18 protein-coding genes and 7 pseudogenes are annotated in these 22612 nt (G+C 65.0%); 16 read left to right on the top strand and 9 right to left on the bottom strand.

Translation table 11 applies throughout. The annotated features are described in order from the left end of the window. The first annotated feature begins 125 nt into the window (after positions 1 to 125). Positions 126 to 1508, top strand: coding sequence for a cytochrome P450 (locus OG462_RS44690; protein WP_406053484.1), 1383 nt, complete (start codon positions 126 to 128; stop codon positions 1506 to 1508). An 857-nt stretch (positions 1509 to 2365) separates the two neighbouring features. Next, entirely contained in the window at positions 2366 to 2521 is a 156-nt protein-coding gene (locus tag OG462_RS44695; RefSeq protein WP_406053482.1) for a hypothetical protein, read from the top strand. 46 nt (positions 2522 to 2567) lie between these two features. Here the strand turns inward: OG462_RS44695 and OG462_RS44700 are convergent, their stop codons facing one another. Next, positions 2568 to 2750 carry a 4a-hydroxytetrahydrobiopterin dehydratase gene (locus OG462_RS44700; RefSeq protein ID WP_406053480.1) on the bottom strand — a complete coding sequence of 61 codons (183 nt, stop codon included), beginning with the start codon at positions 2748 to 2750 and terminating at the stop codon, positions 2568 to 2570. Between OG462_RS44700 and OG462_RS44705 the strand changes: the two genes are divergently transcribed. The 6 genes and pseudogenes from OG462_RS44705 (at position 2692) to OG462_RS44730 (ending at position 5972) form a co-directional block, all read left to right on the top strand. Then, positions 2692 to 2919 carry a hypothetical protein gene (locus OG462_RS44705; protein ID WP_406066918.1) on the top strand — a complete coding sequence of 76 codons (228 nt, stop codon included), beginning with the start codon at positions 2692 to 2694 and terminating at the stop codon, positions 2917 to 2919. The genes OG462_RS44700 and OG462_RS44705 overlap by 59 nt on opposite strands. 612 nt (positions 2920 to 3531) lie before the next feature. Continuing rightward, positions 3532 to 3840: a hypothetical protein gene (locus tag OG462_RS44710; RefSeq protein WP_406053478.1), complete on the top strand. Its 309-nt coding sequence runs from the start codon at positions 3532 to 3534 to the stop codon at positions 3838 to 3840. Between the two features lie 6 nt (positions 3841 to 3846). Beyond that, a pseudogene (locus OG462_RS44715) lies at positions 3847 to 4113 on the top strand (zinc ribbon domain-containing protein); the annotation flags it as partial. After that, positions 4104 to 4517: pseudogene (locus tag OG462_RS44720) on the top strand (IS701 family transposase); the annotation flags it as partial. The pseudogenes OG462_RS44715 and OG462_RS44720, both read left to right, overlap by 10 nt. An 80-nt stretch (positions 4518 to 4597) precedes the next feature. After that, positions 4598 to 5401 (top strand): transposase family protein, encoded by an 804-nt coding sequence (locus OG462_RS44725; RefSeq protein WP_406053476.1) that lies wholly within the window; start codon positions 4598 to 4600, stop codon positions 5399 to 5401. A gap of 124 nt (positions 5402 to 5525) precedes the next feature. Beyond that, entirely contained in the window at positions 5526 to 5972 is a 447-nt protein-coding gene (locus tag OG462_RS44730) for a hypothetical protein (RefSeq protein ID WP_406053474.1), read from the top strand. 12 nt (positions 5973 to 5984) lie between these two features. Here OG462_RS44730 and OG462_RS44735 read toward each other — a convergent pair. Continuing rightward, positions 5985 to 6692, bottom strand: a pseudogene (locus OG462_RS44735) (DEAD/DEAH box helicase family protein); the annotation flags it as partial. 83 nt (positions 6693 to 6775) lie between these two features. On the opposite strand from OG462_RS44735, the gene OG462_RS44740 reads away from it, so the two are divergent. From OG462_RS44740 to OG462_RS44770, 7 genes and pseudogenes are all read left to right on the top strand, one after another. Then, positions 6776 to 8122 carry an IS630 family transposase gene (locus tag OG462_RS44740; protein ID WP_406053472.1) on the top strand — a complete coding sequence of 449 codons (1347 nt, stop codon included), beginning with the start codon at positions 6776 to 6778 and terminating at the stop codon, positions 8120 to 8122. A gap of 82 nt (positions 8123 to 8204) precedes the next feature. Further along, on the top strand, positions 8205 to 9302 hold the full coding sequence (locus OG462_RS44745; RefSeq protein ID WP_406066269.1) for an IS630 family transposase: 1098 nt from the start codon (positions 8205 to 8207) through the stop codon (positions 9300 to 9302). A gap of 575 nt (positions 9303 to 9877) precedes the next feature. After that, on the top strand, positions 9878 to 10996 hold the full coding sequence (locus OG462_RS44750; protein ID WP_406053470.1) for a hypothetical protein: 1119 nt from the start codon (positions 9878 to 9880) through the stop codon (positions 10994 to 10996). Continuing rightward, positions 10986 to 11111 (top strand): annotated as a pseudogene (locus OG462_RS44755) (site-specific integrase); the annotation flags it as partial. The gene OG462_RS44750 and the pseudogene OG462_RS44755, both read left to right, overlap by 11 nt. 52 nt (positions 11112 to 11163) lie before the next feature. Next, complete coding sequence (locus OG462_RS44760) at positions 11164 to 11397, top strand: hypothetical protein (RefSeq protein WP_406053468.1); 234 nt, start codon at positions 11164 to 11166, stop codon at positions 11395 to 11397. 3 nt (positions 11398 to 11400) lie between these two features. Next, positions 11401 to 11814 (top strand): annotated as a pseudogene (gene tpg / locus OG462_RS44765) (telomere-protecting terminal protein Tpg); the annotation flags it as partial. Positions 11815 to 11932: 118 nt separating this feature from the next. Next, a complete protein-coding gene (locus OG462_RS44770; protein WP_406053466.1) occupies positions 11933 to 12631 on the top strand; it encodes an aspartate/glutamate racemase family protein in 699 nt (232 codons plus the stop codon). Positions 12632 to 13145: 514 nt separating this feature from the next. Here OG462_RS44770 and OG462_RS44775 read toward each other — a convergent pair. The 5 genes and pseudogenes from OG462_RS44775 to OG462_RS44795 all read right to left on the bottom strand — a co-directional run. Continuing rightward, positions 13146 to 15344, bottom strand: coding sequence for an isocitrate/isopropylmalate family dehydrogenase (locus tag OG462_RS44775; protein WP_406066257.1), 2199 nt, complete (start codon positions 15342 to 15344; stop codon positions 13146 to 13148). 124 nt (positions 15345 to 15468) lie between these two features. After that, positions 15469 to 16401: a UbiA family prenyltransferase gene (locus tag OG462_RS44780; protein WP_406053460.1), complete on the bottom strand. Its 933-nt coding sequence runs from the start codon at positions 16399 to 16401 to the stop codon at positions 15469 to 15471. 196 nt (positions 16402 to 16597) lie between these two features. After that, the gene (locus tag OG462_RS44785) at positions 16598 to 17644 is read right to left on the bottom strand and encodes a polyprenyl synthetase family protein (RefSeq protein ID WP_406053459.1); all 1047 of its coding nucleotides are present in this window, start codon (positions 17642 to 17644) and stop codon (positions 16598 to 16600) included. A gap of 58 nt (positions 17645 to 17702) precedes the next feature. Next, positions 17703 to 19418 (bottom strand): hypothetical protein, encoded by a 1716-nt coding sequence (locus tag OG462_RS44790; protein ID WP_406053457.1) that lies wholly within the window; start codon positions 19416 to 19418, stop codon positions 17703 to 17705. Positions 19419 to 20255: 837 nt separating this feature from the next. Then, positions 20256 to 20401: pseudogene (locus OG462_RS44795) on the bottom strand (IS5/IS1182 family transposase); the annotation flags it as partial. A 37-nt stretch (positions 20402 to 20438) separates the two neighbouring features. Between OG462_RS44795 and OG462_RS44800 the strand changes: the two are divergent. Further along, positions 20439 to 21509: pseudogene (locus tag OG462_RS44800) on the top strand (IS630 family transposase); the annotation flags it as partial. A 33-nt stretch (positions 21510 to 21542) separates the two neighbouring features. On the opposite strand, the gene OG462_RS44805 reads toward OG462_RS44800, so the two are convergent. Next, positions 21543 to 22217, bottom strand: coding sequence for a transposase (locus OG462_RS44805; protein WP_406053456.1), 675 nt, complete (start codon positions 22215 to 22217; stop codon positions 21543 to 21545). Next, entirely contained in the window at positions 22115 to 22504 is a 390-nt protein-coding gene (locus OG462_RS44810) for a winged helix-turn-helix domain-containing protein (RefSeq protein WP_406053454.1), read from the bottom strand. The genes OG462_RS44805 and OG462_RS44810 overlap by 103 nt, the downstream gene beginning before the upstream one ends. Between the last annotated feature and the right edge of the window lie 108 nt (positions 22505 to 22612).

Raw genomic sequence — 22612 nt, forward strand, 5'->3', positions numbered from 1 at the left:
AAGAATTTAAACCAAGAGGTGTAGCTCAGGGCCGCCCGCCATTTTCGCTGCTGTCCAAACGGGAATCCTGTAGTGGCGACTATAAGGCCTTCATCACCCAGGGGCCCCATTCGAGGGAAGGTTTCATGACGGTCATCAGCCCTTCACAAAGCGATTCTTTCCATAGCGGAACGCGTAAACCGCCTCTGGCGCCGGGTTCCCATGTTCTTACCGGACATCTCGGGCCACTCCTATGGGATCCCCTCAAATTCTTGCGAAGCTGCTCAAACGTTGCGCCCGTCGTTCGCATGAAGGTGGCAGGCCGGAGCATTTATCTCGTATGTGATGCAGACCTCGTCCGCGAGATGCTGGTCAACAAAGACGGCGCATTCGACAAAGGCGGTCCTGTATACGAGGCAGGACGTTCGGTCGCACCCAACAGCCTCGTAGTCTGCCCCGCTCACGTACACCGCGAGCAGCGCACATTGATGCAGCCCGCGTTTTCACCGCGGTCGATCAGCGCTGCCGAGTCAGTGATGGCCGACGAAGGCGAGCATGCCAGCCAGAGCTGGCAAGCCGGCCAGGTGCTGGACGTCCTTGCAGAGGCCGGACGTATGACTCACCAAGTCGTGGCGCGCACCCTGATGCCGTCGGTCACCGACGCCATCGACGTGGATTACCTTCTTGGCGTCGTGAAGGAGCTGACGCGCCTGCTGGCGCTGCAAGTCGTTGTTCCGAAACCGGTGCGTCGCATCGTGCCGAGCCTCGATAGGCGCTTCGCTGTTGCAGTCGCCGGCACCCGCCGTGCAGCGCATCAGATCTTGCAGGCAAGTCGCGACTCGGACACCCCAGAGCAAGGACTGCTGGGTGTCCTGATGCAGGGCGACGGGACGGGAGGGGCGCGACTGACAGAGGAAGAACTATGCGACCAGATCATCACGCTGTTTACTGCAGGCACGGAAACTACGGCGATCACCCTTGCCTGGGCAATGTACGTTCTGTCTGTACGCCCTGACCTCGAACGCCGCCTTCACGCAGAGCTCGACAGCCTGCCTCCTGGCCCTGTGTCTTTTAAGAACCATCTCGGCGATCTCCCATTTACGTGCAACTTCATAAGTGAGACGCTCCGCTGCTATCCTTCAAACTGGTTGCTGAGCAGGAGCCCCGATGAGTCGACTGTGCTGGGCTCCTATCTATTCCCTGCCGGGTCGAGCATCATGTTCAGTCCGTACCAAATCCACAGGAACCCGCAATACTACTCAGATCCGCTCACCTTCGATCCGGACAGGTGGGATGGTCGACCTCCGACCGTCTCCCGCCGCGCCTATATCCCTTTCGGAGTAGGCGCACGTGGTTGCATCGGCGACCGCTTCGCAGTGAGCGAGATTGTCAACCTGCTTTCATCGATCACCCGGCGCTGGTCGCTCAGGCCTGCTCACGGTTTCCGGATCCGTAGCAAGCGGCCAAATCTCTTTGCCGCTCCCTACGGATTGCACCTCCAGGTAGAAGGACGTCGCCAGCAGCCATGAGGCCACTGGCGAGCATGCACAGCTACCGGCGCCGTGCTGCAACCGGGCCTGGCCGCCATCCAGCAGGGCGCTGACGCTGGCCTGCTCCAGTTGTATGTGTGGGGGCGCCCCCGGGCTCCCCCACGGCTTGATCAAGGCGGCCGGCCCGGCATGGAAGTGTGGCCAAGTGGACATTTCAGCGGTGAGCCTCCAAGGTGGGGCCGGCTTTGGCGATTGACGTGAGTCTGTTGGGGCTGTAGCGGGCCATGCAGAGGGCTGGCCAGGTCTTGGTCCAGACGATGACTCTCTCCACTGGCCATCTCAGACAAGGACCAGAGCGCGGCCCTGCGCATCCGCCTCGACCTCAACCAGGCCGAGCCCAGCCTGCGAAACCGTCGCGGGTCTGCGGCGCCAGGTCGACGGCTCAGCCGCCGACGGCGATGGGCTGCGCAGCGCCATCGCTGCCCGCTTTGCCGGCCAGGAAGCGGCGCAGCCCGATGCGTAGCTGACAGATTGCGCCCTGCAGCACAGCCCCGCCAACCAGCGGGGCTGTGCTGTGTAAGGGCGCATGTCGACCACGTTCGAGGAGATCGAAGCGGAGTACCTGGCGGCGCTGAAGCGGGCTACGGAGGCTTTCCAATATCTCCGCGACGTCATACGCCCCGTGGCTCCGCTTCCCCCAGCAGCAACGTTCCGGCCCTGACCGCGGAGCAGCTCGACGCGCACGAGGCAGCCATGAGCGCGGAGAAGGGGTACGAATCGGCCCGGGACGCTTACTGGGCGGCCCGTGCCATTTAGTAGCATTTGCCCAGTCTGGCGCAGGTGTCAGGCCTGCCTGTCACACTCTCCTCCAACTTTCCCGAGAGAAGGTGAATTTGATGTCGAAGCAGGAGAAGGCCTGGGTTGCGCTCCTGGGTGCAGTGGCGGTGCAGGTCATCGCTAGCCGGTACGCGAAGCAGCAGGCGGCCGCGGTCGGCCTGCCGGTCCTGGCAGCGCTTGCCCTGCCGGTCGTGGCCGGCGCGGTGCTCGGCTGACACAGCGAGGCCCCTCGCCGCAGCACTCGGGGAGGGGCCTCTCAGGTCAGTCGAGCGGGAGCGCCTGGTGCGCGGCAACGAGCGCGTCTACCCGGTACGCGAGGTCGAAGTCCGCCTCGGTCAGCCTGTGGCCGGCGTCGTACGTGGTGATGGCCGCGCGCAGGTGGTCCATGCGCAGGTCGAGGTTGGCGTGGTGCTGGACCCGGCGGGACCGGTCCGCGATCGTCACGATCGCGGCCGAGCGCGCAGCCTACGACAAGCTCGACCAGCGCTACGCCGGCCGCGCCACCGTGACGTGGACCATCGAGTGGGAAGCACCCGCCCTCGGAGACGCCTGCACCCTGACTGAAGTCCGGGAGACCCCATTCACCGTCAGCGTCGTCGTGATGCAGGCCTGAACGTCCGTTGACCGGCAGTGGTGCGTCTGGTCGGCTTACTCACCACAGTCACGGGCCGCTTACCACCGGGCTTACCAAAGCGGGAAGTGGCCTCACCGGCTCTGACCGGCGTGGGTCAGGAGCGCGATTCCGGCCGCCCTGGCCGCGTACGTCGCCGATGCGGCGTGTACGTCACCGTGATGGCGTACAGCCGGGTCTTCGTTCGCCGGTTGCGGCGGCCCCGTCGGAACGGTGAGACGTGGCTCTGCCAAGTGTTCGAGCGGCGGGGGCCGGTCCGATTGCTCGACGGGTCGCCTGGTCGGTCGCGCGGTGAGTTGCCGGGCCGGTTGCCGACCTGCACGAGTGCATCCTGCGTCCGCGCAGGTCACGGGCTGCGGGTCGCCGGATTCCGGAGCCGACACCTCTGATTCGCCTGCAGTGCCAGGTGAGGTGTCTTCCTGTTCCTCCCTGGGGTGGTGGGGTACGGCCTGGTGCTCCGTCAGGCTGCGTAGCCCGCCAAGGGTCTCGCTGCTGGCCGGCGGCCTCGGGTGCGGGCGCATCCCCCGGGCAGGCTGTCCCGTGCTCTCGCGGGGCCCGTATCTCCCGCTGCGCGGCGCTTGAGATCATGGGGGCATGACCAGCACTGAGCCATCCATGACAGATGCGCAGCAGCGGAGAAACGAGCTGCAGGCGCTCCACCGGCGCCAGGTAGACGCTCTCGATGCCTATGACAGGGCACTTGAGCAGACTTCTCTTGCTCAGGCTGCCCTCACCCAGTCTGTTGTCGAGGCTGTGAATGTGTTCGGGGGTATTGGCATGGCAACAGAACTGCTGGGCATCACGGCCAAGGAAGCGCGTGCTCATGTCGCGGCTCATGAGGCGGCGGTGAATCAGCAGTCGGATCCGGTTGCCGGATCAGTCTTGGAAGCTGGCGACGGCTGAGCGGCGACGTCTCAGGTCTACTCGGCCTGCGGCGTCAAGGACGGCCCCAAGCCCCTGCATATCCGATCGTGGACGTGCGGGACCTGCGGGGCCGTCCTGGACCGGGACATCAATGCGGCGGTCAACGTCGCCAAGGCCGCCGGACTGGAGGTATCAGCCTGCGGAGCGCGGGTAAGACCGGGACTCGTCCCGGCACAGCGCGAAGAAACAGGAGCCCACCGGAAGCCCCAGCCGGTGACCACTGGCAGGCAGGCGGGAATCTCCGTCCTTTAGGGTGGAGAGGATGTCAACGCTGCTACTCAGCTACCCAGGTTCCGCTGTCCACCCTGGTGGGGGTCGCCGGACTCAGATGGACGGTCGAGAAGACCTTTCAGTCCGGCAAGGGTCTGGCTGGACTGGACGAACACTAGGTCAGACGCTGGACGTACCGGCACCGCTGGGTCACCCTCGCGATGCCCGCCCACGCCTTCCTCACTGTCGTCCGCGCCGATGAACATGCCCGCCGCCCCAGGTCTGACGGGTTGATACCGCTCATCTGCAACGAGATCCAGCACCTGTTCATCGCGCTCGTCGCGTGGCGCGTCCGCGACGCCGCCCATTGGCTTGACTAGTCCCACTGGCGACGCCGCCAGTGGGACCGATCCCAGGCCAGCCACTATCACCGACAAGCCACTGAGCCGTTTTCATCCTGTCTCTGTGGGGTGAAACACCAGGTCAGTAGGGGTGTGCAACGACGAGGCTCCTGGTCGTTGCGGTGGTGTTCTCTACGCACCACGCATCGTCCGAGGAGCCTCGCCTGGTCCCGTACCGTGCCACGGCCGACGTCCCGCATGAACTGGTCGAGCACCTTTCCTGGCTCATCTACGCACGAAGGTGTGAACGTCGCTCGCGGTGGCGGAAGCCGGGGTGCTTCCAGCAGGCCCTGCTCGCGCTGGTGCACCTGCGCAAGAACGAGACGCTGACCGCCCCGGCATCCGGCTTCGGCATCTCGACAGCCACTGCCTGGCGCTACGTCGTCGAGACCCTCGACGTCCTCACGGCCTGGGCGCCGCGCCTGTACGAGGCCCTGACCGGCCTGGGCGAGGGCGACTTCGTCATCGTCGACGGCACCCTGATTCCCACCGACCGCATCCCCGCCGACGAGCCGTACTACTCGATGAAGCACCGCAAGCACGCCATGAGCCTGCAGGTCATCGCCCGGCCCGACGGAACACCGCTGTGGTTGTCCCGCGCGGCACCCGGCCGCACCCACGACCCGACCGCAGCCCGCGCCCACGGCATCGTCCAGGCCTGCCTGACCAGGCAGATCCTCATCCTCGCGGACCGCGCCTACCAGGGCGCCGGCGCCACCGTCCGCACCCCGTACTACCACCACCGCGAACAGCCCGAGCGCTACAAGCAGTTCAACCGCGACTACGCCAGACTGAGGGCCCCTGGCGAACGCGCCTTCGCGCAGTTGAAGTCCTGGCGAATCCTCCGACGAGCCAGATGCTCCACCTGCCGCATCAGCACCATCGTCCAAGCCGTCCACAGGCTACTTACCTGTGGCTATTCAGGATGAAAGCGGCTCACTGAGGAATGAAGATCGCGATCTACAGCTGGAGCATTAGGGTACCGAATGCTCTGTCTGGAACGCCCGAGCAGCCTGTTGAATAATCACCGGAATCCAGCAGGAGAGTTAAGTAATGAAGAAGAAGATCATCCCGATGCTGCTTGCCTCGATGGCCACTTCCGGAGTACTTGTCGGAGGGCTGGCCGGAACCGCCCAAGCAGCTGAGGGCAGTAGCTGCAGCAGTTGGAAGAAGGTGGATGCGAGCGGCCTTTGGGGGCGTTCTTGTATTCAGTGGGACGGAACAAGTTGGGATCGCGCCTATATTGAACTTAATAATGCGAGTGGATCTTCCAAAAGGGTGAATTTTTCAATACAGCTCTTCCAGTACTTGGGCCCTGTTCTCGGTAGCAACTTGAGCACGAAGACAGTTCAGAGTGGCGACACGGTTAAGGTGTATACCCCTTGGATAGCGGACTATCACTCCGGGCCCGAATGGGCTTTGGGTACAGTCACCGTTAATACCGGTACAGATTACGCCACTGTATCCGACACCGGCTGGGTCCACGAACCCTGGGTCTAGTTACGCGTCTTAAAGCGACAGCTTGTAGAGGACGGGCCCGAAGGCTTTCTCGTCGTCCATGGAGGCCGCCATCTCACGCGGCAGCGGGTCACGCACCCCCATCCGTGACCTCGCGGTTCAGCCGCTCCTCCCAGATCCGCGGCGTCGCCGTCAGGTACAGCCGGCGATGCGACGGGATCACGGTCTGATCGTGGACGTCCGCCCGCGCCTTACCCATCGACCCGGAAGTCCTGTGGGCCTCATCGACCACCGTGAGGTCCATCGGAGCCAACGGCTGCCCGTAGGCGCCCTCGAACGCCTCCGCCTGGACACCCAGACTGGCGTACGTCCCGGAGCCGTGCCACAGACCCAACGGCACCGGATTTGCAGTGGAGCGCACCTGGAGGTTCCACAGCTCCGGGTCGTCCTGGAGCGAGCACGCCGCAACCGCTGGCCCCTCGTGCCCGGCCCCGCGTCACGCCTGCACCGTCTGGGTCAGAAGTCCAGCGTCGGCACCAGCACGAGAATGCGCCCTTGGGCACAAGACGCTTTGCCGACGCCGCCGCGATGATGATCCCCGTCCCGCACCTGCCCGCGCAGACAATTAACGGGAATGCCGCCCGGCGGGACGTCGAGACCGTGCGCAATGGCGGCCATGGCCTCGATCTGATGGTCACGCAGCTTTACCGGTCCTGACGTCACCCAGGCAGAGTGTCGACTCGGCCAGCCACTCCTTGCCATGTCCTGAACCGTCCGAGTTCGCCGCGCGCTAGGGCTAGTTCTCTGCGTCTGAAATCTTGGGGCTAAGTCTGTATCCTGTTGTCATGTCGCCGGGTCCTCGAGCTGTTGAAGTCCGTTTGTCCGATGTAGAGCGCGCCGAGTTGTCCCGCTGGGCGAGTGGGGCGGTTGCTCCGCGGTTCGCGGAGCGGGCGCGCATCGTGTTGGCGTGCGCGGAGGGGATGCCGAACTCGCGGGTGGCGGTGGAGGTCGGGGTGACCGTCGCGACGGTGAGGAAGTGGCGTGGGAAGTTTGCCGCCGAGGGGATGTCCGGGCTGGAGGATGCCGCTCGGATTGGCCGGCCGAAGGCCGATCTGGTTCTGAGCGAGGCCGAGCGGGACCAGTTGGTCCGGTGGGCCCGGCGGGCGAAGACCGCCCAATACCTGGCATTGCGCGCGAAGATCGTGCTGCGTTGCGCGGAGGGTGGGACGAACAGGCAGGCCGCGGCCGGTCTCGGTGTCGATGCCTCGACCGTGGACCGGTGGCGGGCGAGGTTCATCGCCGAACGCCTGCAAGGTCTGCAGGATGAGCCCCGGACCGGCCGGCCGCCCTCAATCCTCCTCGACCAGGTCGAAGATGTGATCGAGGCGACCCTGGAATCCGCCCCGGGGAAGGACACCCACTGGTCACGGGCTTCAATGGCCGCTCGCACCGGGCTGTCGAAATCGACGATCGGCCGGATCTGGAAGCGGTTCGACCTCAAGCCGCACCTGCAGGACTCCTTCAAGCTGTCGACCGACCCGCAGTTCGTGGCCAAGGTCGTCGATGTCGTCGGGCTGTATCACAATCCGCCAGAGCGGGCCGTGGTGCTATGCGTGGACGAGAAGTCCCAGATCCAGGCCCTGGACCGCTCGCAGCCCGTGCTGCCGATGATGCCGGGCATGCCCGAGCGCCGCACCCACGACTACCTGCGGCACGGCATCACCAGCCTCTTCGCCGCGTTCAACATCGCCGACGGCACCGTCATCAGTGAACTGCACCGCCGGCACCGCGCGATCGAGTTCAAGAAGTTCCTGGTCACGATAGACAAGAGAGTGCCCCGCGAGCTCGACGTGCACCTCGTGTGTGACAACTACGCCACCCACAACACCCCTGAGATCAAAAGGTGGCTGGCCAGACACCCCCGCTTCCACGTGCACTTCACCCCCACGGGATCTTCTTGGATCAACCAGGTCGAGCGCTGGTTCGGCCTGCTGACCGACAAACTCATCCGCCGCGGCGTCCACACCTCCGTCAAGGCCCTGGAGAGCGACATCAAGGAGTGGATCGCGACCTGGAACGAGAATCCCAGGCCGTTCACCTGGACCAAGACCGCCGACGAGATCCTCAAATCCCTCGCCGACTACCTCACCAAGGTCACCCCACCAACCAACCAGAAACATGCAGATACTTAGCCCCTAGATTTCAGGCGCAGAACACTAGTGTCCTGCGCCGGAGATCCATCGTTAGTTTGTGCATGCTTCTGCGGATGTGCCGGTGCCTCGTCGCGGTCCGAAGTTGGAACCGTTGTTGTTGTCGCCCGATGAGCGTGTGGTGTTGGAGCGTTGGGCCCGCAGGGCGTCATCTGCGCAGGCAGTGGCCTTGCGGGCCCGCATCGTATTGGCGTGTGCCGGTGCTGATGTGCCGCCGATTGTCGTGGTGGCGCGGGAGTTGCACATCGCGGCCGACACGGTCCGAAAATGGCGTCGGCGGTTTCTGGCGGCCCGGCTGGACGGGCTGGTCGACGAGCCCCGGCCGGGCCGGCCGCCCACCATCGGCGTTGATCAGGTGGAGGCGGTCGTGGTCGGCACGCTGGAAGAGATCCCGAGGAACGCCGCTCACTGGTCGCGTTCATCAATGGCCGACCGCAGTGGCCTGTCGAAGTCGACAGTGGGCCGGATCTGGCGGAAGTTCCAGCTCAAGCCGCATTTGAGCGACACGTTCAAGCTGTCGACGGACCCTCTGTTCGTGGAGAAGCTCTACGACGTGGTGGGGCTGTACTTCAACCCGCCCGAAGGAGCGGTGGTGCTGTCGGTGGACGAGAAGTCCCAGATCCAGGCTCTGGACCGCTCTCAGCCGGTGTTGCCGATGATGCCCGGCATGCCCGAGCGCCGCACTCATGACTACGTCCGCAACGGTCTGACCACCTTGTTCGCAGCCTTCGACGTCGCGACCGGTGAAGTCATCACCTCACTGCACCGCCGGCACCGGGCCGCGGAGTTCAAGAAGTTCCTCATCAAGATCGACAAAGAGGTCCCCGGGCACCTTCAGGTCCACCTGATCTGCGACAACTACGGCACCCACAAGACCCCGGCAATCAAGGCGTGGCTGGGCAAACACCCACGGTTCCACCTGCACTTCACACCCACCGGCTCCTCCTGGATCAACCAGGTGGAGCGATGGTTCGGCTTCCTCGCAGACCAGAAGATCCGGCGAGGCGCCCACAAGAGTGTGTGCTCCCTGGAAGCCGACATCCGCGCCTGGGTCAAGCAGTGGAACGAAAACCCGACCCCGTTCACCTGGACCAAAACAGCCGAAGAGATCCTCGACTCACTCGCCCGTTTCTGCCAACGGATCTCCGGCGCAGGACACTAGCGGTCGGGATCGGCAGAGCCGGGTTGATCTTCAGTGTCCGCGAGTTGCCTCTCGGCCTGCCGAGGTCGTGGCGCGGTGCCGGCCCGGCGTCTGCGATCGGGGGCAGGATCACGGGCGCCGGGCCGCCAGAGGCGCTCCGTCCAATCGGAGGCCGTTTCCTGACGGTATGGAATGCGAGGGCCTGCCGCATCTTCCTATAAGTCGGACGGAGGGGCGAGGTGCTCGCGCCGAGTGGGTGAGCGGCGCGTACCTGGCGGAGTTCGGCTCCGTGCGCGGGGCGGCGCACAGGTCAGGATGTGGATGTCGAGCAGGCCGCCGATGAGTTGTACGGGTTGAAGCCGGGCGAGTTCACCGCGGCGAGGGACGCGTACGTCGCCGAGGCGCACCGGGCGAAGCACACAGCCGCCGGCCGGACCGAGTGGATGGCGCGACCTGGCCGCCGCCCCGGCGAGCGCGTCAGAACATCGTGGGAGGAGCAGCGCCACACCTTAGGGCCGCCGGGCTGTGGACGCGTGACGAATCTCGTGATTCCCCGTTTACCGGTTGATGTAGCAGCAACTTCGGCATAGGCGGGCATGATGGGGAAAAGAGCGCAGCAGAAGCGGTCGGCTAAGCAGGCCAAGCAGCGCAAGGCCGCGGCCTCACGGAACGCCGCGGCGGTGGCGGCGAGCCTGCCGCAGCTGACGTCGATGGACGACTTTCTCTTCGGACCGCTGGCGACGCCGTGGGGCGATTTCACCGACAGCTACGCGACGGTCGAGGACGCGGTGGCCGCGGCGGAGGAGGCCGGCGGGGTGCTGTCGTGCTTCTCCTTCGACGATTCCGGCGAATACGAGCGCAGTCTGCGCCACGTCAAGGACAGCTGGCGGTACGAGGTGGTGCTGTACCCGCGGCAGGCGCTGCGGGATCTGATGAAGACGAGCTGGCTGGACGCCGACGACCAGGACCAGGCCGTGGAGCAGCTGCGCGGCGTCCTGGCCGCGTACGTGCCCGAGGACCTATGCTGCCTCGGGCTCGAGGTGGTCCAGCGGCCGTCGACCACGAGCGTGCCGCGCATCGGCTGGGCGCAGAGCCTGCCGGTGGCCGGGATGCGGACCTGGGAGGACGTGTGCCTGGCGGAGAAGGAGCTGCCGCTGTTCGACCTGGCGCCGCTCGCCGACGGCCCCGGCAGCGACCTGTGCGTTGCGCTGCCAGAGGAGACGTTCGCCCTGTTCCGTGAGCACGGCCTGTCCGCCCGCGGGTGCGCCGGCTGCGGTGCGCCTGTGACCGGCAGGCACCCGCACTGGCCGGGCGTGCTTGTCAGGATGGAGAACGAATACGGGCCGGTGTGCGACCGTTCCCGGCTCGGAGGCAAGGCCACGGAGCGGGTCGGCCACGTCCTCGATGCCGCTCAGGCCCGCCCGGCCGGGACGCTGACCGACAAGGAGCAGCAGGTCCCGTGCCAGCACTGCGACGTATACGTCACCGACCAGCACCCCGACTGGCCCGGGGTATGGACCGAGGCCGGCAGATCTAGCAGGCCGATCTGTGCGGTGGTCGGCTCCGGAGCCGATGACGCGACGGCGTACGACCTGGTCGACTGCGTCTACCCGCACATCCCGGTCGGTTCCGACAGCTCGGCCACTGCTGCCATCAACGTCGCCAGGAAGACCGGCTATTTCTTTCAGCCACGCCTGCCGATCTGGGCGAAGTAGCCGAGGAAGACGTCGGGATGCAGCGCGTGAGGAATTCGTGCTGGAGACGGTGTACTGGGACGCTGGCACCGCTCGGCTGCTGCCGAGGCTGATCCGGGGTCGCACCCGCGGGCCGCCCCGCGAGGCATCAAGGGCGGCGACGCCGTCGTAGACGAGGGCGAGTAGCCGTGGCCCCCGCGAACACCACCACCGGCGGGGCGCCGTCGCTGGATGCCGACGCGGAGCTGGAGCGGACGCTGGACAGCCTTCAGGCGCGCATGGAGGCGGTCCAGTTCTCCCTGCGCGCCCGCTGGGCCTCGCCGCGGCTCGAACTGTGGCGTTGCGACCTGCGCGAGACGCGCGAGACCTGGTTCCGGCTCGTCGACCCCGCCGGCCAGGACCCCACCCCCGAAGGGAGCTGAACCGTGGCGGGAAAGATCGAGGACGCCATCGAGCGGGCCGACCGGGAAGCGTTCACCTGGGAGCCACCGAAGACACTCAAGGGCCAGATCAGCTGCCTGCTCAAGCAGCTCGGCAGCGCCAAGGCCGTCGCCCAGGAGCTCGGCGTCACCGCCGACTCCGTCAACCGCTACCGGCGCGGCGCCCGCAAGCACCCCCGCGCCGATGTCGCCGCAGAGATCGACGACGCCGTACGGCAGCGGTGGCAGCCGATGCTGCGCAAGCGCCGGTGCAAACAGGCCGTCGCTACCGGGATCACGGTGGAAACCCGGGCCCGGTTCGGCTACGAGTCGTCAGCCGGATCGACCGACGGCGGCCGCCTCCGCCGCGCCGCGTACGCGCAGCGCCTGTTCGACGCCCGCGACACCGGAGCCAGCGAATACATGACCACCGAATTCCCGCACTGAGCCGAAGCACGTGATAGCTGTCACAAAGGTAGCGATACTGTCACCCAGACCCTCAACCGCGGGACCAGCGAAGCGCGTGCGAGAGTAGGGCATGAAGACCATCGGGTTGATTGGCGGCATGAGCTGGGAGTCGACGGCCGAGTACTACCGGCTGCTCAACGAGCGAGTCCGGGAGCAGCTGGGCGGCCTCCACTCGGCCAAGTGCGTGCTGTACTCGGTCGACTTCGCCGAGATCGAGCGGCTGCAAGTGGCCGGGCGCTGGGATGACGCCGGCGAAGTACTCGCTGACGCCGCCCGGTCCCTGCAGGCCGCTGGTGCGGGCCTGCTGCTGATCTGCACCAACACCATGCACAAGGTCGCCGACCAGGTGGTGGCGGCAGTAGACATTCCGCTGCTGCATCTGGCCGACGCGACGGCGGCTGCAGTGCGGACCGCGGGCCTGCGCCGAGTGGGGCTATTGGGCACCGCGTTCACCATGGAGCAGGACTTCTACCGCGACCGCGTGGCCGGGCACGGCCTGGAGGTCCTGGTGCCTGACGCGGACGACCGGGCCATCGTCCATAGGGTGATCTACGAAGAACTGTGCCTCGGCATCATCCGGGAGGAATCCCGAGCGGCCTACGGTGAGGTGATCAGCCGACTCGTGGCTTCCGGCGCGGAGGGCATCATCCTCGGCTGCACCGAGATCGAGCTCCTTGTCGGCCCGGAGCACAGTATCGTTCCTGTCTTCGCCACCACCCGCCTGCACGCCGAGGCCGCTGTTGCGGCGGCACTCGCGCCCGGACGGTAACCCAGGCGGCTACGCCTGGCCGGCCGGGTCTGTTCGAGAGCTCCACCGAGCGGTGACAGCGACCTGGCAAACTCAGCACTGGTGACAAGCGGTCTGCCGCGATGGTGACAACTGGCCTGCTTCGCGAGACGGGAAGACCCTGGTCGGAAGTGGCAGGGGTGACAACTAACGTGCTTCGGGTGCGACACGAGGCCGCTCCCGATGGCCACAGCAGTCAGCAGCCCGCCCCTGGTGGTGCATTCCAGCTGCCGCCGTTGTCGGAAACGATGACCGATCCGGCGGGCACATCGTCGATGCAGTTCGCCGCATTGCGGAACCCCGCCGCCTCCGCGCCGGCCGGTACCGGACGGTGTAGGCGGGGCCGACGCAGACGGCTCCCCGGACACGCGCGGCGATACCTGGAAGCACTCCGCCCAGGGCCAGGCTGTACAGCGCGTCGGAGAGCGCGGCGGTGTCGAGGTGCTCCAGGCGGGTCAGCATCTCTTCGCCGAGTGGCGCGTCAGGGGCTGCGTGGTCAGCGGTCGGCATGGGCGTCTCCTTCTCCGGCGCAGGCACGCAGCACGGACCAGGCCACGAAGTCCGTTGCCATGTCGACCACTTCGGGGCCACGCTTCGGGGCGGTCAGGGCGTATGTACGGGTGAGGTCGTTGATGCGGACCTCGCAGTGCATGGTCACCGTGCCGTCCCACACCTGGCCGTCCGTGACGGTCAGCGGCTCGTCGCTCCAGGCCCGCACTGCGATACCGGCGTCTGCTGCGCTCGCCAGCCGCTCGGCTGCCAGCCCGTCGGTGAGCCGGTCGTCGAGGCTGATCACCGGCTTTCCCGGGTGCATCCGCAGCTCCTCGGCCGCAGTCAGCCGGCGACGACTGACGACGTGGCCGGCGAGGATCCGGTCGATCAGCGCTTCGAGGTCGGGATGTTCACCCACTGCGACCGGGAGGGCGATGTCCACGTACGGATAGGCCCAGAGATAGGAGGGCGTCAACGTGAGCCCTTCGGCCTGGACCGCCTGGTCGATGAGGGCGGCCACGTCGGCCTCGATGAGTCCGAGGGTCCGCCAGTGCGGGTGGTCGGCCGGTTTGCTCGCCGGGGCGATGCGGTCGAGAATCTCCTGGAGCATGGGCATGCACTCGCGGGGCGGCCCGGGAAGCATCACGACACGGGTGCCGTCCGCTGTGGTGGACGATCCCCAGGCGGTCCCGTTCGCGTTGGGAAGCGGCTCGCTGCCCGCGGGGAAGAACGCCTGGCGCTCGTTGTCCTGGTGGACCGCGAGCCCGAACCGCTTCAGCCGGTGCTGCACAGCCGTCCACGCCTCCGCGTGGTGCTCCAGGGGGACACCGAGGGCCTGGGCGACGCCTTCGCGGGTCCGGTCGTCCGAAGTGGGGCCGAGACCGCCGATGACGACGAGCAGGTCGTGGCCGAGCAGCCCCCGTACGGTCCGGGTGATGTCGGCTAGCGGGTCACCGGTGGTGGCGGTCGCCCGGACGCGGAAGCCGTGCCCGGTCAGTAGTCGTGCCGCCTGGGTGGTGTTCGTGTCCTCCACTGCTCCGCTGAGCAGCTCGTCGCCCACGGTGAGGACCGCGGCGGTCGGCTGCTGCGCGGAACCCGGGCCGCAGGCGGCCAGGAGCGCATCGGCTGACTGCCTGGTACCGGCACCACCACCGAGGTCGAACGTCAGTGACTCACCGCGGGCGAGTACGGAACGTACGGCCTTGGGGATCTCCAGAGCCGCATCGCTGAACCCGAGGTGTTCCAGCATCATCCCGACGGCGAGCAGCATGGCGGAGGGGTTGGCACAATCCGCGCCGGCCAGGTGCGGGGCACTGCCGTGGACCGGCTCGAAGTAGCTGCCGTGCTGTCCATAGTTGCCGCTGGGCGCCAGCCCTAGGCCGCCCACGACGCCCTCGCCGAGGCCGGAGAGCACGTCGCCGAACATGTTCTCGGCGACGACGACGCCGAAGCGCTCCGGCTGCTCGACCATCCACATCGCCACGGCGTTGGCGTTCTGTACCTCCACCGCGATGCCCGGGTACTCGGCGGTCACCTCTTCGAGGACCTCCCGGGCGAGCGCGCTGCTGCTCCGCAGGACGTTGGGCTTGTCGACCCAGGTCAGCAGAGAGTGGCCATGGGCTCGGGCGTAGGCGAAGGAGAAACGCAGGAGGCGATCCAGTCCGAGGCGGGTGACGAGCCGGAGCGAGACCCCGAGGTCCTGCCCGGCGTTGGCGACGACGTTTGCGTGTCCCCCGACCATGGAACGCAGTGCGGCCGGAACCACGTCACCTGTGTAGTCGAAACCGGCGTACATGCCCTCGGTGTTCTCCCGGATCAACGCGAAGCGATACGGGCGGCCATGTCCTTGCAGGTTTTCCACCGGGCGGACATTGGCGAACAGCCCGAACCGCTGTCGCAGCTGGATCACGGGGGACACATACCGGATGCCCTGCCCCTGCAGACTGCCGGCGAGCTCGGCCTCGGCCTCGCGAGGTGGCTTGCTGGTGATCGCGGCCAGGAGGCATGTGTCGACGGTGTCGAGCAGCTCCCAGGTTCGTTCCGGTACCGGGTCGCCTTCGCGCCGCCAGTACTCCCACCCGATGTCGCCGTACGTCAGCTCGACCGGCACCTGGAGCAGGTCCAGCACGGGCAGCACCGCGTCCACAACCTCAGGCCCGATGCCGTCGCCCGGCAGTACTGCGACCTTCTTGACCGATGTCACGCCATGTCCTCAAAGTGATCGCGCTCTGCACGAAGCGCGGGTTGTCATGTCCGGTAAAGGGACTGTAGAGATTGTTCCGAAACAATGTCGACTGTTTCGTGCCACATTAGTGGAACGCCCACTGTCAAAGGGCGATACCGGCTAGAAGCGTGGAGACGGTCACGAGAAGGAGCTTGAACCGTATCCCCTTAAAGGAAAGCAAACGAGCATCTGCGTACCTCGAATTACGAATGAGGGCAATGTATCTCACGTGGAGCGGGAGTAGGGCAATCCAGCAGATGGCTAACCTTGGGAGAATGTGCCAGTAAAAACCCGCAAGCCAGATCATCCAGAAGGTGGCGAGTAGGAACGCGGGAAGGAGGGCCGCAGCCCTTTTCGGGCCCATCACAATTGTAAGGGTGAGTCGACCTGCATCCTTATCGCCGTCATGGTCGATCAGATTGGAGATTACTATTTGAGCCGCATAGGGAAGGCCCATCATGGCGGCCACCATAATGGCACCCGGAGGCACCGAACCCGCCAGCAGCCAGACGGGAAGGCAGATGGACGCTGGTATCCCGAGCATCAGCACTACCTCACCAAGCCCCCGGTAGCTCAGTTTCAGACCTGCCGAGTACTGGGCCGAATAGAGCATCAAAGCTACCATGAGCAGGACGGAGATCGCCGGGTAACGGGTCTGGGTGGACACGAGGACAAGGAGCAGGCACCCCAGTAATACTGCACATGCTGCCGCACGTCGGACATCAGACTGTTCGAGTTCTCCGGTAAGCAGTGGCTTGGTGATGTTACGTTTGGTGTTTAGCGTGTCGAGTCGATCGACTCCATCGATGTACCCATTCAAGTCATCCAGGGAGATGGACAGGGCTGAGCAGCAGAACACAAACAGGAGAAACCCGGAATTGATCAGCCAGTAGCGTGCTTCTTGGATATGGACAGCCGTGAGACCGAACGAAATCAGAGGATATAGGGACAGTTCGGGAACGTTAATCTTGAGGAGCCTTGCGTAAGCCGCTATCCTTCGTGGCGGATTCACAGAGAGGTATCTATTTTCGGCCATGGCTCCTCCGGTCTATCATGTCTACGATTGCAGCAGGGTCCCGGTTGGGTGCTTCACGGTGGCGGCTCGGCGTGAAATTGCATTCAAGTGGGCCCTCCTCGGTGCGTGTCAGGTTCAACGAAATTGGGTGTGCGTGACACGGCGTCGGTCATAACGGGATGCCGTTCCGAAATTCCCAGAAGCCTTCCACTCTGGGTTATCTGACTCTGCCCATCAGGGACTCGCTGAACTCGGATAGTTGTCTTCGCGTGCGCTGCGGTATCGGAGCTTCGTCGAGCGCATTGAGCGCGGCCTCATGGTGCCAGCGAGCCTGTCGCTCGGTCCAGGCCCGGCCTCCTGCCTTCTCGATAAGCAATGCACGTAATGCGAGCAACGAGTCAGGTTCAGTGCCTCTGTCTGCCGGGGCCGCCAACTGATCCGCCAGTTGACGTGATGCGCCTCCGCCTTCGGCGAGAGCGGCGACGACAGGGAGCGTCTTCTTCCGGCGCCGCAAGTCGCTCCAGGCGGTTTTCCCTGTCGTGCCCGCCGGCCCCCAGATGCCCAGCAAATCATCTACGGCCTGGAAGGCCATGCCAAGGTGGTGACCGTATCGTTCGAGCGCCCCCACCACGGTGTCGTCGGCGGCGGCCAGTACGGCGCCTATGCAAGCCGAAAGCCCGAGCAACGAGGCGGTCTTTTCCGCCTCCATCTGCAGACACTCCGAGATGTCAACGTGGTCACGTTGTTCGAAGGCCAGGTCGCGCGCCTGCCCGTCGACCATCTGACAGTTGGCAGCCGTGAGGCGCTTGACGGCCCGGGCTGCCGCTGAAGGGGGCGCTTGTTCACACAGCACTTGCGGGGCGAGGGCGAGCAGCGCATCCCCGGTCAGGACGGCCCAGGTCCCGCCGAAGACGGTCCACGCGGCTGGCCGGTGGCGTCGTTCCGTGTCACGGTCCATGAAGTCGTCATGGAGAAGAGAAAAGTTGTGAACCAACTCCACGGCGATGCCGCCCGGGATGCCGACGGTCCGCTCGGCCCCGGCGGCCTCTGCAGACAGCACCGCTAGCGCCGCTCGCACGGCTTTTCCTCCGTGTCCGCCGACCAGTCGACCGTGCTGGTCGGTCCAGCCGAAGTGGTAGGAGGCGATGCGGCCCATGGGGGAGGCAAGTCTGGCTACTGCGTCCTTCAGCGGCGGCACACACAGGGCCCTTCCCTGCTCAAGCCATGACGGTGCAGCAAGGTCGGCGGGCAATGCGTGGTTCATCGTGAATCTTCCTCTTCTCCGTTGTCGATCTCCTTCGTTTTGCCTCAGCAGCCCTTCGTCACTCCCTGGGCCTGACGCCTGTGGCCGATAGCCATGCGCGTGCGCTCACCCGTTGCGCACCGGCGATGAGAGGGGATCGGTACAGGGTCTTCCCCATCCACAGAGGAGGGTCGCCCTCTTCTGATGCCCCGTCCAGAAATCTTCCGGCAGCCGCTAGGATCGCCTCAGGAATATCGAATAGGTTGTTCAATTTGGCTATACATAAAGCACGGACTGCGTATCCAGACTCCTCCACAGTCGATGCACCACAGCCGAAACCGCCATCATCGTGCTGCTGGGATAGTATGTACTTTATGCACGTGTGCATCAGTTCCAAGAGGCTCTGACGATGAACTCCCGGAATAGGCTTTGAGCCAGATGAGAGAAGGGCAAATAATTCGACTGCATGTGCTGTCGAATAAATGTCAGACAGATGCCACTTGTCTTCGACTAATCCTTCGTCCTTGATGGCCTGAATCACCGGCGAAAGGGCATTCTTCAACATCCTCGCCCGTTCGACGGTATAGTGCCGTAAGGGTGCCATCGCGATCGTCATAGCCGCATGAATGTTGGCGCTGGGGGACGTTCTCCGCTCGCTCTCATAGCAGATGAACACACCGTCAACGTGGAAGCGCTCCAGGAAATCCAGATTGACGTTGTAGCCGAGACTGAGGAGTGTGGCAGCCTTCATGGCCGTGGTATCCACATCGGGCAGAGCGAAGGATGAACTGACGGCCACCCCTTGAGGCGGAACACCGCCGACATCGATGCCAGGCACCATGCAGCGCCCCCTGAGGGGTGACTGAGCAAGAGCAAGCAGGACCCACCAGCGCTCGAACTCCTCGGACGGGAAGAACGGCGGAACCTCACCGCGGTCGTTCATCGCCCGGGTAAGGTATCGCGAGGCATCGAGGGCGTGCCGCGAATCGCCGGGAATATTGCGCACGAGCGCAGCCGTACTAGACGGATAGCTGCCCATCGAGCCGTTTCCATCTTGGAAGCGCGCAACGGAAAGCCAGTCGACACCCGCACTGCCGAGAGCGTCCAGGATGCTGTGAATCGTGCTTGGTCCTCCGAGAAGCAGCGAACCCTTTCCCTCGATCGCTCGGCGGCAGCGAGCAGATATCCCGGAAAGCTGCTCCTGGTCGAGGATCGGGCGCCCCCGTGCAGCCAGCCGAGTCAGGAGTTCGCACGCCAGGGCGTCGTAAGCGATCGGCTTCTTGTTCTCCTTGGACTTCAGCGAGGGGACGACAAACTGCACGAGAAATCGACGCGCCCGTTGGAATACCAAATCGGGAAGAACGCCGTGGACGTCTGCCGCATCGATCACTGCAAGGGTGGTAATTATCCGATCCGGAAGGAACGGAACGCGCGGATCACTTCCCCACCAGCCCTCCTGATCCTGCTTCGCTATGACGTCGGAGAGCGCACTGCGTATGGATGATTCGTTCCAGTCTCCCACTCTTTGAGTGCTGTGTAGGCAGCTGAAAACTGCGAGTGATTCATACAGCGATGGGGCGAGAGCGCCGGAAAAGTCTTCGGCAGTAACGACTGCGACAAGACGATCCGCATCACGCGCCAGGGAGGCCGTGCCAGGCAGGATCTCGGCAGGACGGGACCGGCTGGCGCCCGGATGCTCTTTCGACAATGCGCATCCTCTCGAAATCCATTTGCCCACGGAACGTGTGTCTGGCATTCGAGGGTCCACAAAAAATCCCACCACACGCTTGAGCATCGACTACTCATTGATCGTTTCCGGGAGAGTCGGCAGCTGGCGGCGTAGAAGGCTCGCTCAGGCTGCTCCTGCAGATCTCGCAGCTGGAATTACCAGAAAAGGGACTTCGACCCCACTGGACAGGCCGTGGTCCAGATGACCTCGACCACGATCTCCCGTAGCGAGCAGCAAGCAGCGCTTGCTGCGTGCTGCGCCGGCTGGTGGGTGTGTGTTCGGTCTTCCCTCTGGAGTACGGTCCGCTTGCCCCGGCTACCGCCCGTCACGCGGTCCGTCCGGTGCTTGAAGCGTGGAGGCCTCGAACCGGCCACCACAGCCGACGCCGTTCCCGAAGCACTCATCGCATAGCAACAACATGGACCACCGAGTGGTCGTCGATACACCACTCCAGCGGACGTGACCCGCAGCCTGCGACACTGGCTGACCGGCGGCACGACAAAGGCAAGGCTCCGGGCCGCGTGATACTCCAGGGCGGAGCCGAGGTTCCCCACAGCCTGCCCCATCTGCGTATAAGCACTAAATACTCACGTAGTGGTCGAACCGGACCGCCTAACTTCAGTGCTGCGTCGTCGCGTGGCGAACCTAAACTCCGAGGTACCGCGTCGCAACCCCGCACCTAACGGCATTTAATAAAGGAGCAATGAATGAATGTCAACTTGCTGCAGATGCTCGGCCACGAGCAATCAACCACCTTCGCAAGGTGCGGCGAGGAAGCGACAGCGGGAACTGTGATCGTAATCTGCGAGAAGAGTTATGCTGGTCCAGGGCACACCGAAGCTGGCGATCAATGCCCACAGTGCTGATGGCGATTGGGCCTCTTTCATCCTGAATAGCGAAGGTCAGCAGCGTTTGGACGGCTTGGACGATGGTGCGCCGATGCGGTAGGTGGAGCATCTGGCTCGTCGTAGTAGCCGCCAGGACTTCAGCTGTGCGAACGCTCGTTCTCCCGGCGCTCTGAGCCGTGCGTGGTCGTGGTTGAACTGCTCCTAGTGACCTGAGTCGGAGATTCGTCGTTAATCCGGCATGAGTCGTCCGGGTCCGAAGATTCCGCCGTTGTCGGTCACTGATGCCCAGCGGGCTGTGCTGGAGGGCTGGTTACGTCGCCGCACGACGGCCCAGGCTCTGGCCCAACGCTCGTGGATCGTGCTGGAGTGCGCCGAAGGCCACTCGATCACGGAGGTGTCCCGCCGGCTGCGGATCGCTCCGGACACGGTCCGCACCTGGCGACGCCGCTTCATCGAGCGGGGTCTGGACGGCTTGTGCGACGACCCGCGGCCCGGTGTCCCACGGAAGATCACCGACGCTGACGTCGAGCGGGTCATCGTCAAGACGCTGGAAGAGACTCCGAAGAACGCCACACACTGGTCGACCAGGTCGATGGCGGCGGCCACGGGCATGTCGCAGTCGACGGTCTCGCGGATCTGGCGGGCGTTCGCCCTGGCGCCGCACCGGTCGCAGACGTTCAAGCTGTCCACCGACCCGCTGTTCATCGACAAGGTCCGTGACGTCGTCGGCCTCTATCTCGACCCGCCGGAGAAGGCCCTGGTTCTCTGCGTGGACGAGAAGTCGCAGATCCAGGCCCTGGACCGGTCCCAGCCGGTCCTGCCGATGGTGCCCGGCATTCCCGAACGCCGCAGCCACGACTACGTCCGGGCCGGCACCACCACTCTCTTCGCCGCCCTCGAGGTCGCCACCGGCAAGGTGATCGGCTCCCTCCACCGCCGCCACCGGGCAGCGGAGTTCAAGAAGTTCCTCGCAAAGCTCGACAAAGAAGTCCCAGCTGATCTGCAGGTTCATCTGATCCTGGACAACTACGCGACCCACAAGACACCCGACATCAAGCGGTGGCTGCTGGCCCACCCGCGGTTCCACCTGCACTTCACACCCACGAGTGCGTCCTGGCTGAACCTGGTCGAGCGGTGGTTCGCCGAGCTCACCCAGAAGAAGCTTAAGCGCGGCGTCCACCGCTCCGTCCCGGCCCTCGAACGCGACATCCGAGCCTGGCTCGCCGACTGGAACGAGCACCCCAGACCGTTCATCTGGACGAAGACCGCCGACGAGATCCTCGACAAAGTCGCCGCCTACTGCCACCGAATCTCTGGCTCAGGTCACTACTTGACATTTTCATTAGTTCTGTGGGGTTGGTGGGTGGATGGTGAGTCCGGTGTGAGCGAGGAAGGACCAGGGCAGTTGGGGGTTGTCGTTGATCCGGTGGATGCCCGCTTCGGTGGCGTCGGCGACATCGGCGAGGTGGTCGCCGGCGAGGTTGGCGAGCTCGCGTTTCTTGAGCGAGGACCACAGCAGTTCCACAGGGTTGAGCTCGGGTGCGTAAGCGGGTAATCGCTCGAGGGTGAGCCAGTCCTGTTCGGCGACCCAGGCCCGCATCGCCCGGCTCCAGTGAGCGGACAGGCCGTCCCAGACCAGAACCACCCGCTCGCCGCGGTAGAACACCTTCATCTGCTCCAGGACCTCGATGAGTCCGACCGTGTCGTAGCTGCCGGGCTTGAGGTGGAAGCACAGGCGAGGACCTCGATCGGGGTCGGTGGAGTGGAATCCCAGGGCCCCGGCCATCGAGGCACGTTTCCAGTTCAGGCGGTGCCGCAGGAGCGGTGTGCGGCCGCGGGGTGCATAGGTGCGGCGGACCTGCGGCAGTAGAGAGACTCCTGATTCGTCGAGGAACACGATCCAGGCACGTGTGTTCACGGCCCCTTTTTGATGCGTGGCCACTCGTGAGCGATCCAGCGGGCAATCTCGGACTCGTTCCGCTCGACCGCCCGCCGTTCGGGCCGCTGCAGACTCCATCCGAGTCGGCCGGTCAGCAACCGCCATACCGAGGCCTTCGACAGCGTCACCCCCGTCTCCCGCGTGACGACCGCACCGACCCGTTCCAGCGTCCAGAGATCGGCTTCGAAGCCATGTGCCTGGGCGCCCTGCTCCAGGGCGGTCCGCACCCGCTCGACCTGGGCATCGTCCAGCTTGGGCGGACGCCCGATGGCCGGGCGCCGACGCAGAGCGTCGGCCCCGTTTTTCTCCCAGACCCGTTTCCACCGCCGCACACTCTCGTCACTGAGCTTCTTCAGAGTGGCCACCGATCGGGTGACGATTGGGCCCACGAGAGCTTTGCGCTGCCGCAGCTCAGAGGGCAGTCAACCTCAGCCAGCCACTCATCCTCTGGAGTGACCGCTGAAGAAGCTCAC

The sequence above is a fragment of the Streptomyces sp. NBC_01077 genome, assembly GCF_045162855.1.
Lineage (GTDB): Bacteria > Actinomycetota > Actinomycetes > Streptomycetales > Streptomycetaceae > Streptomyces.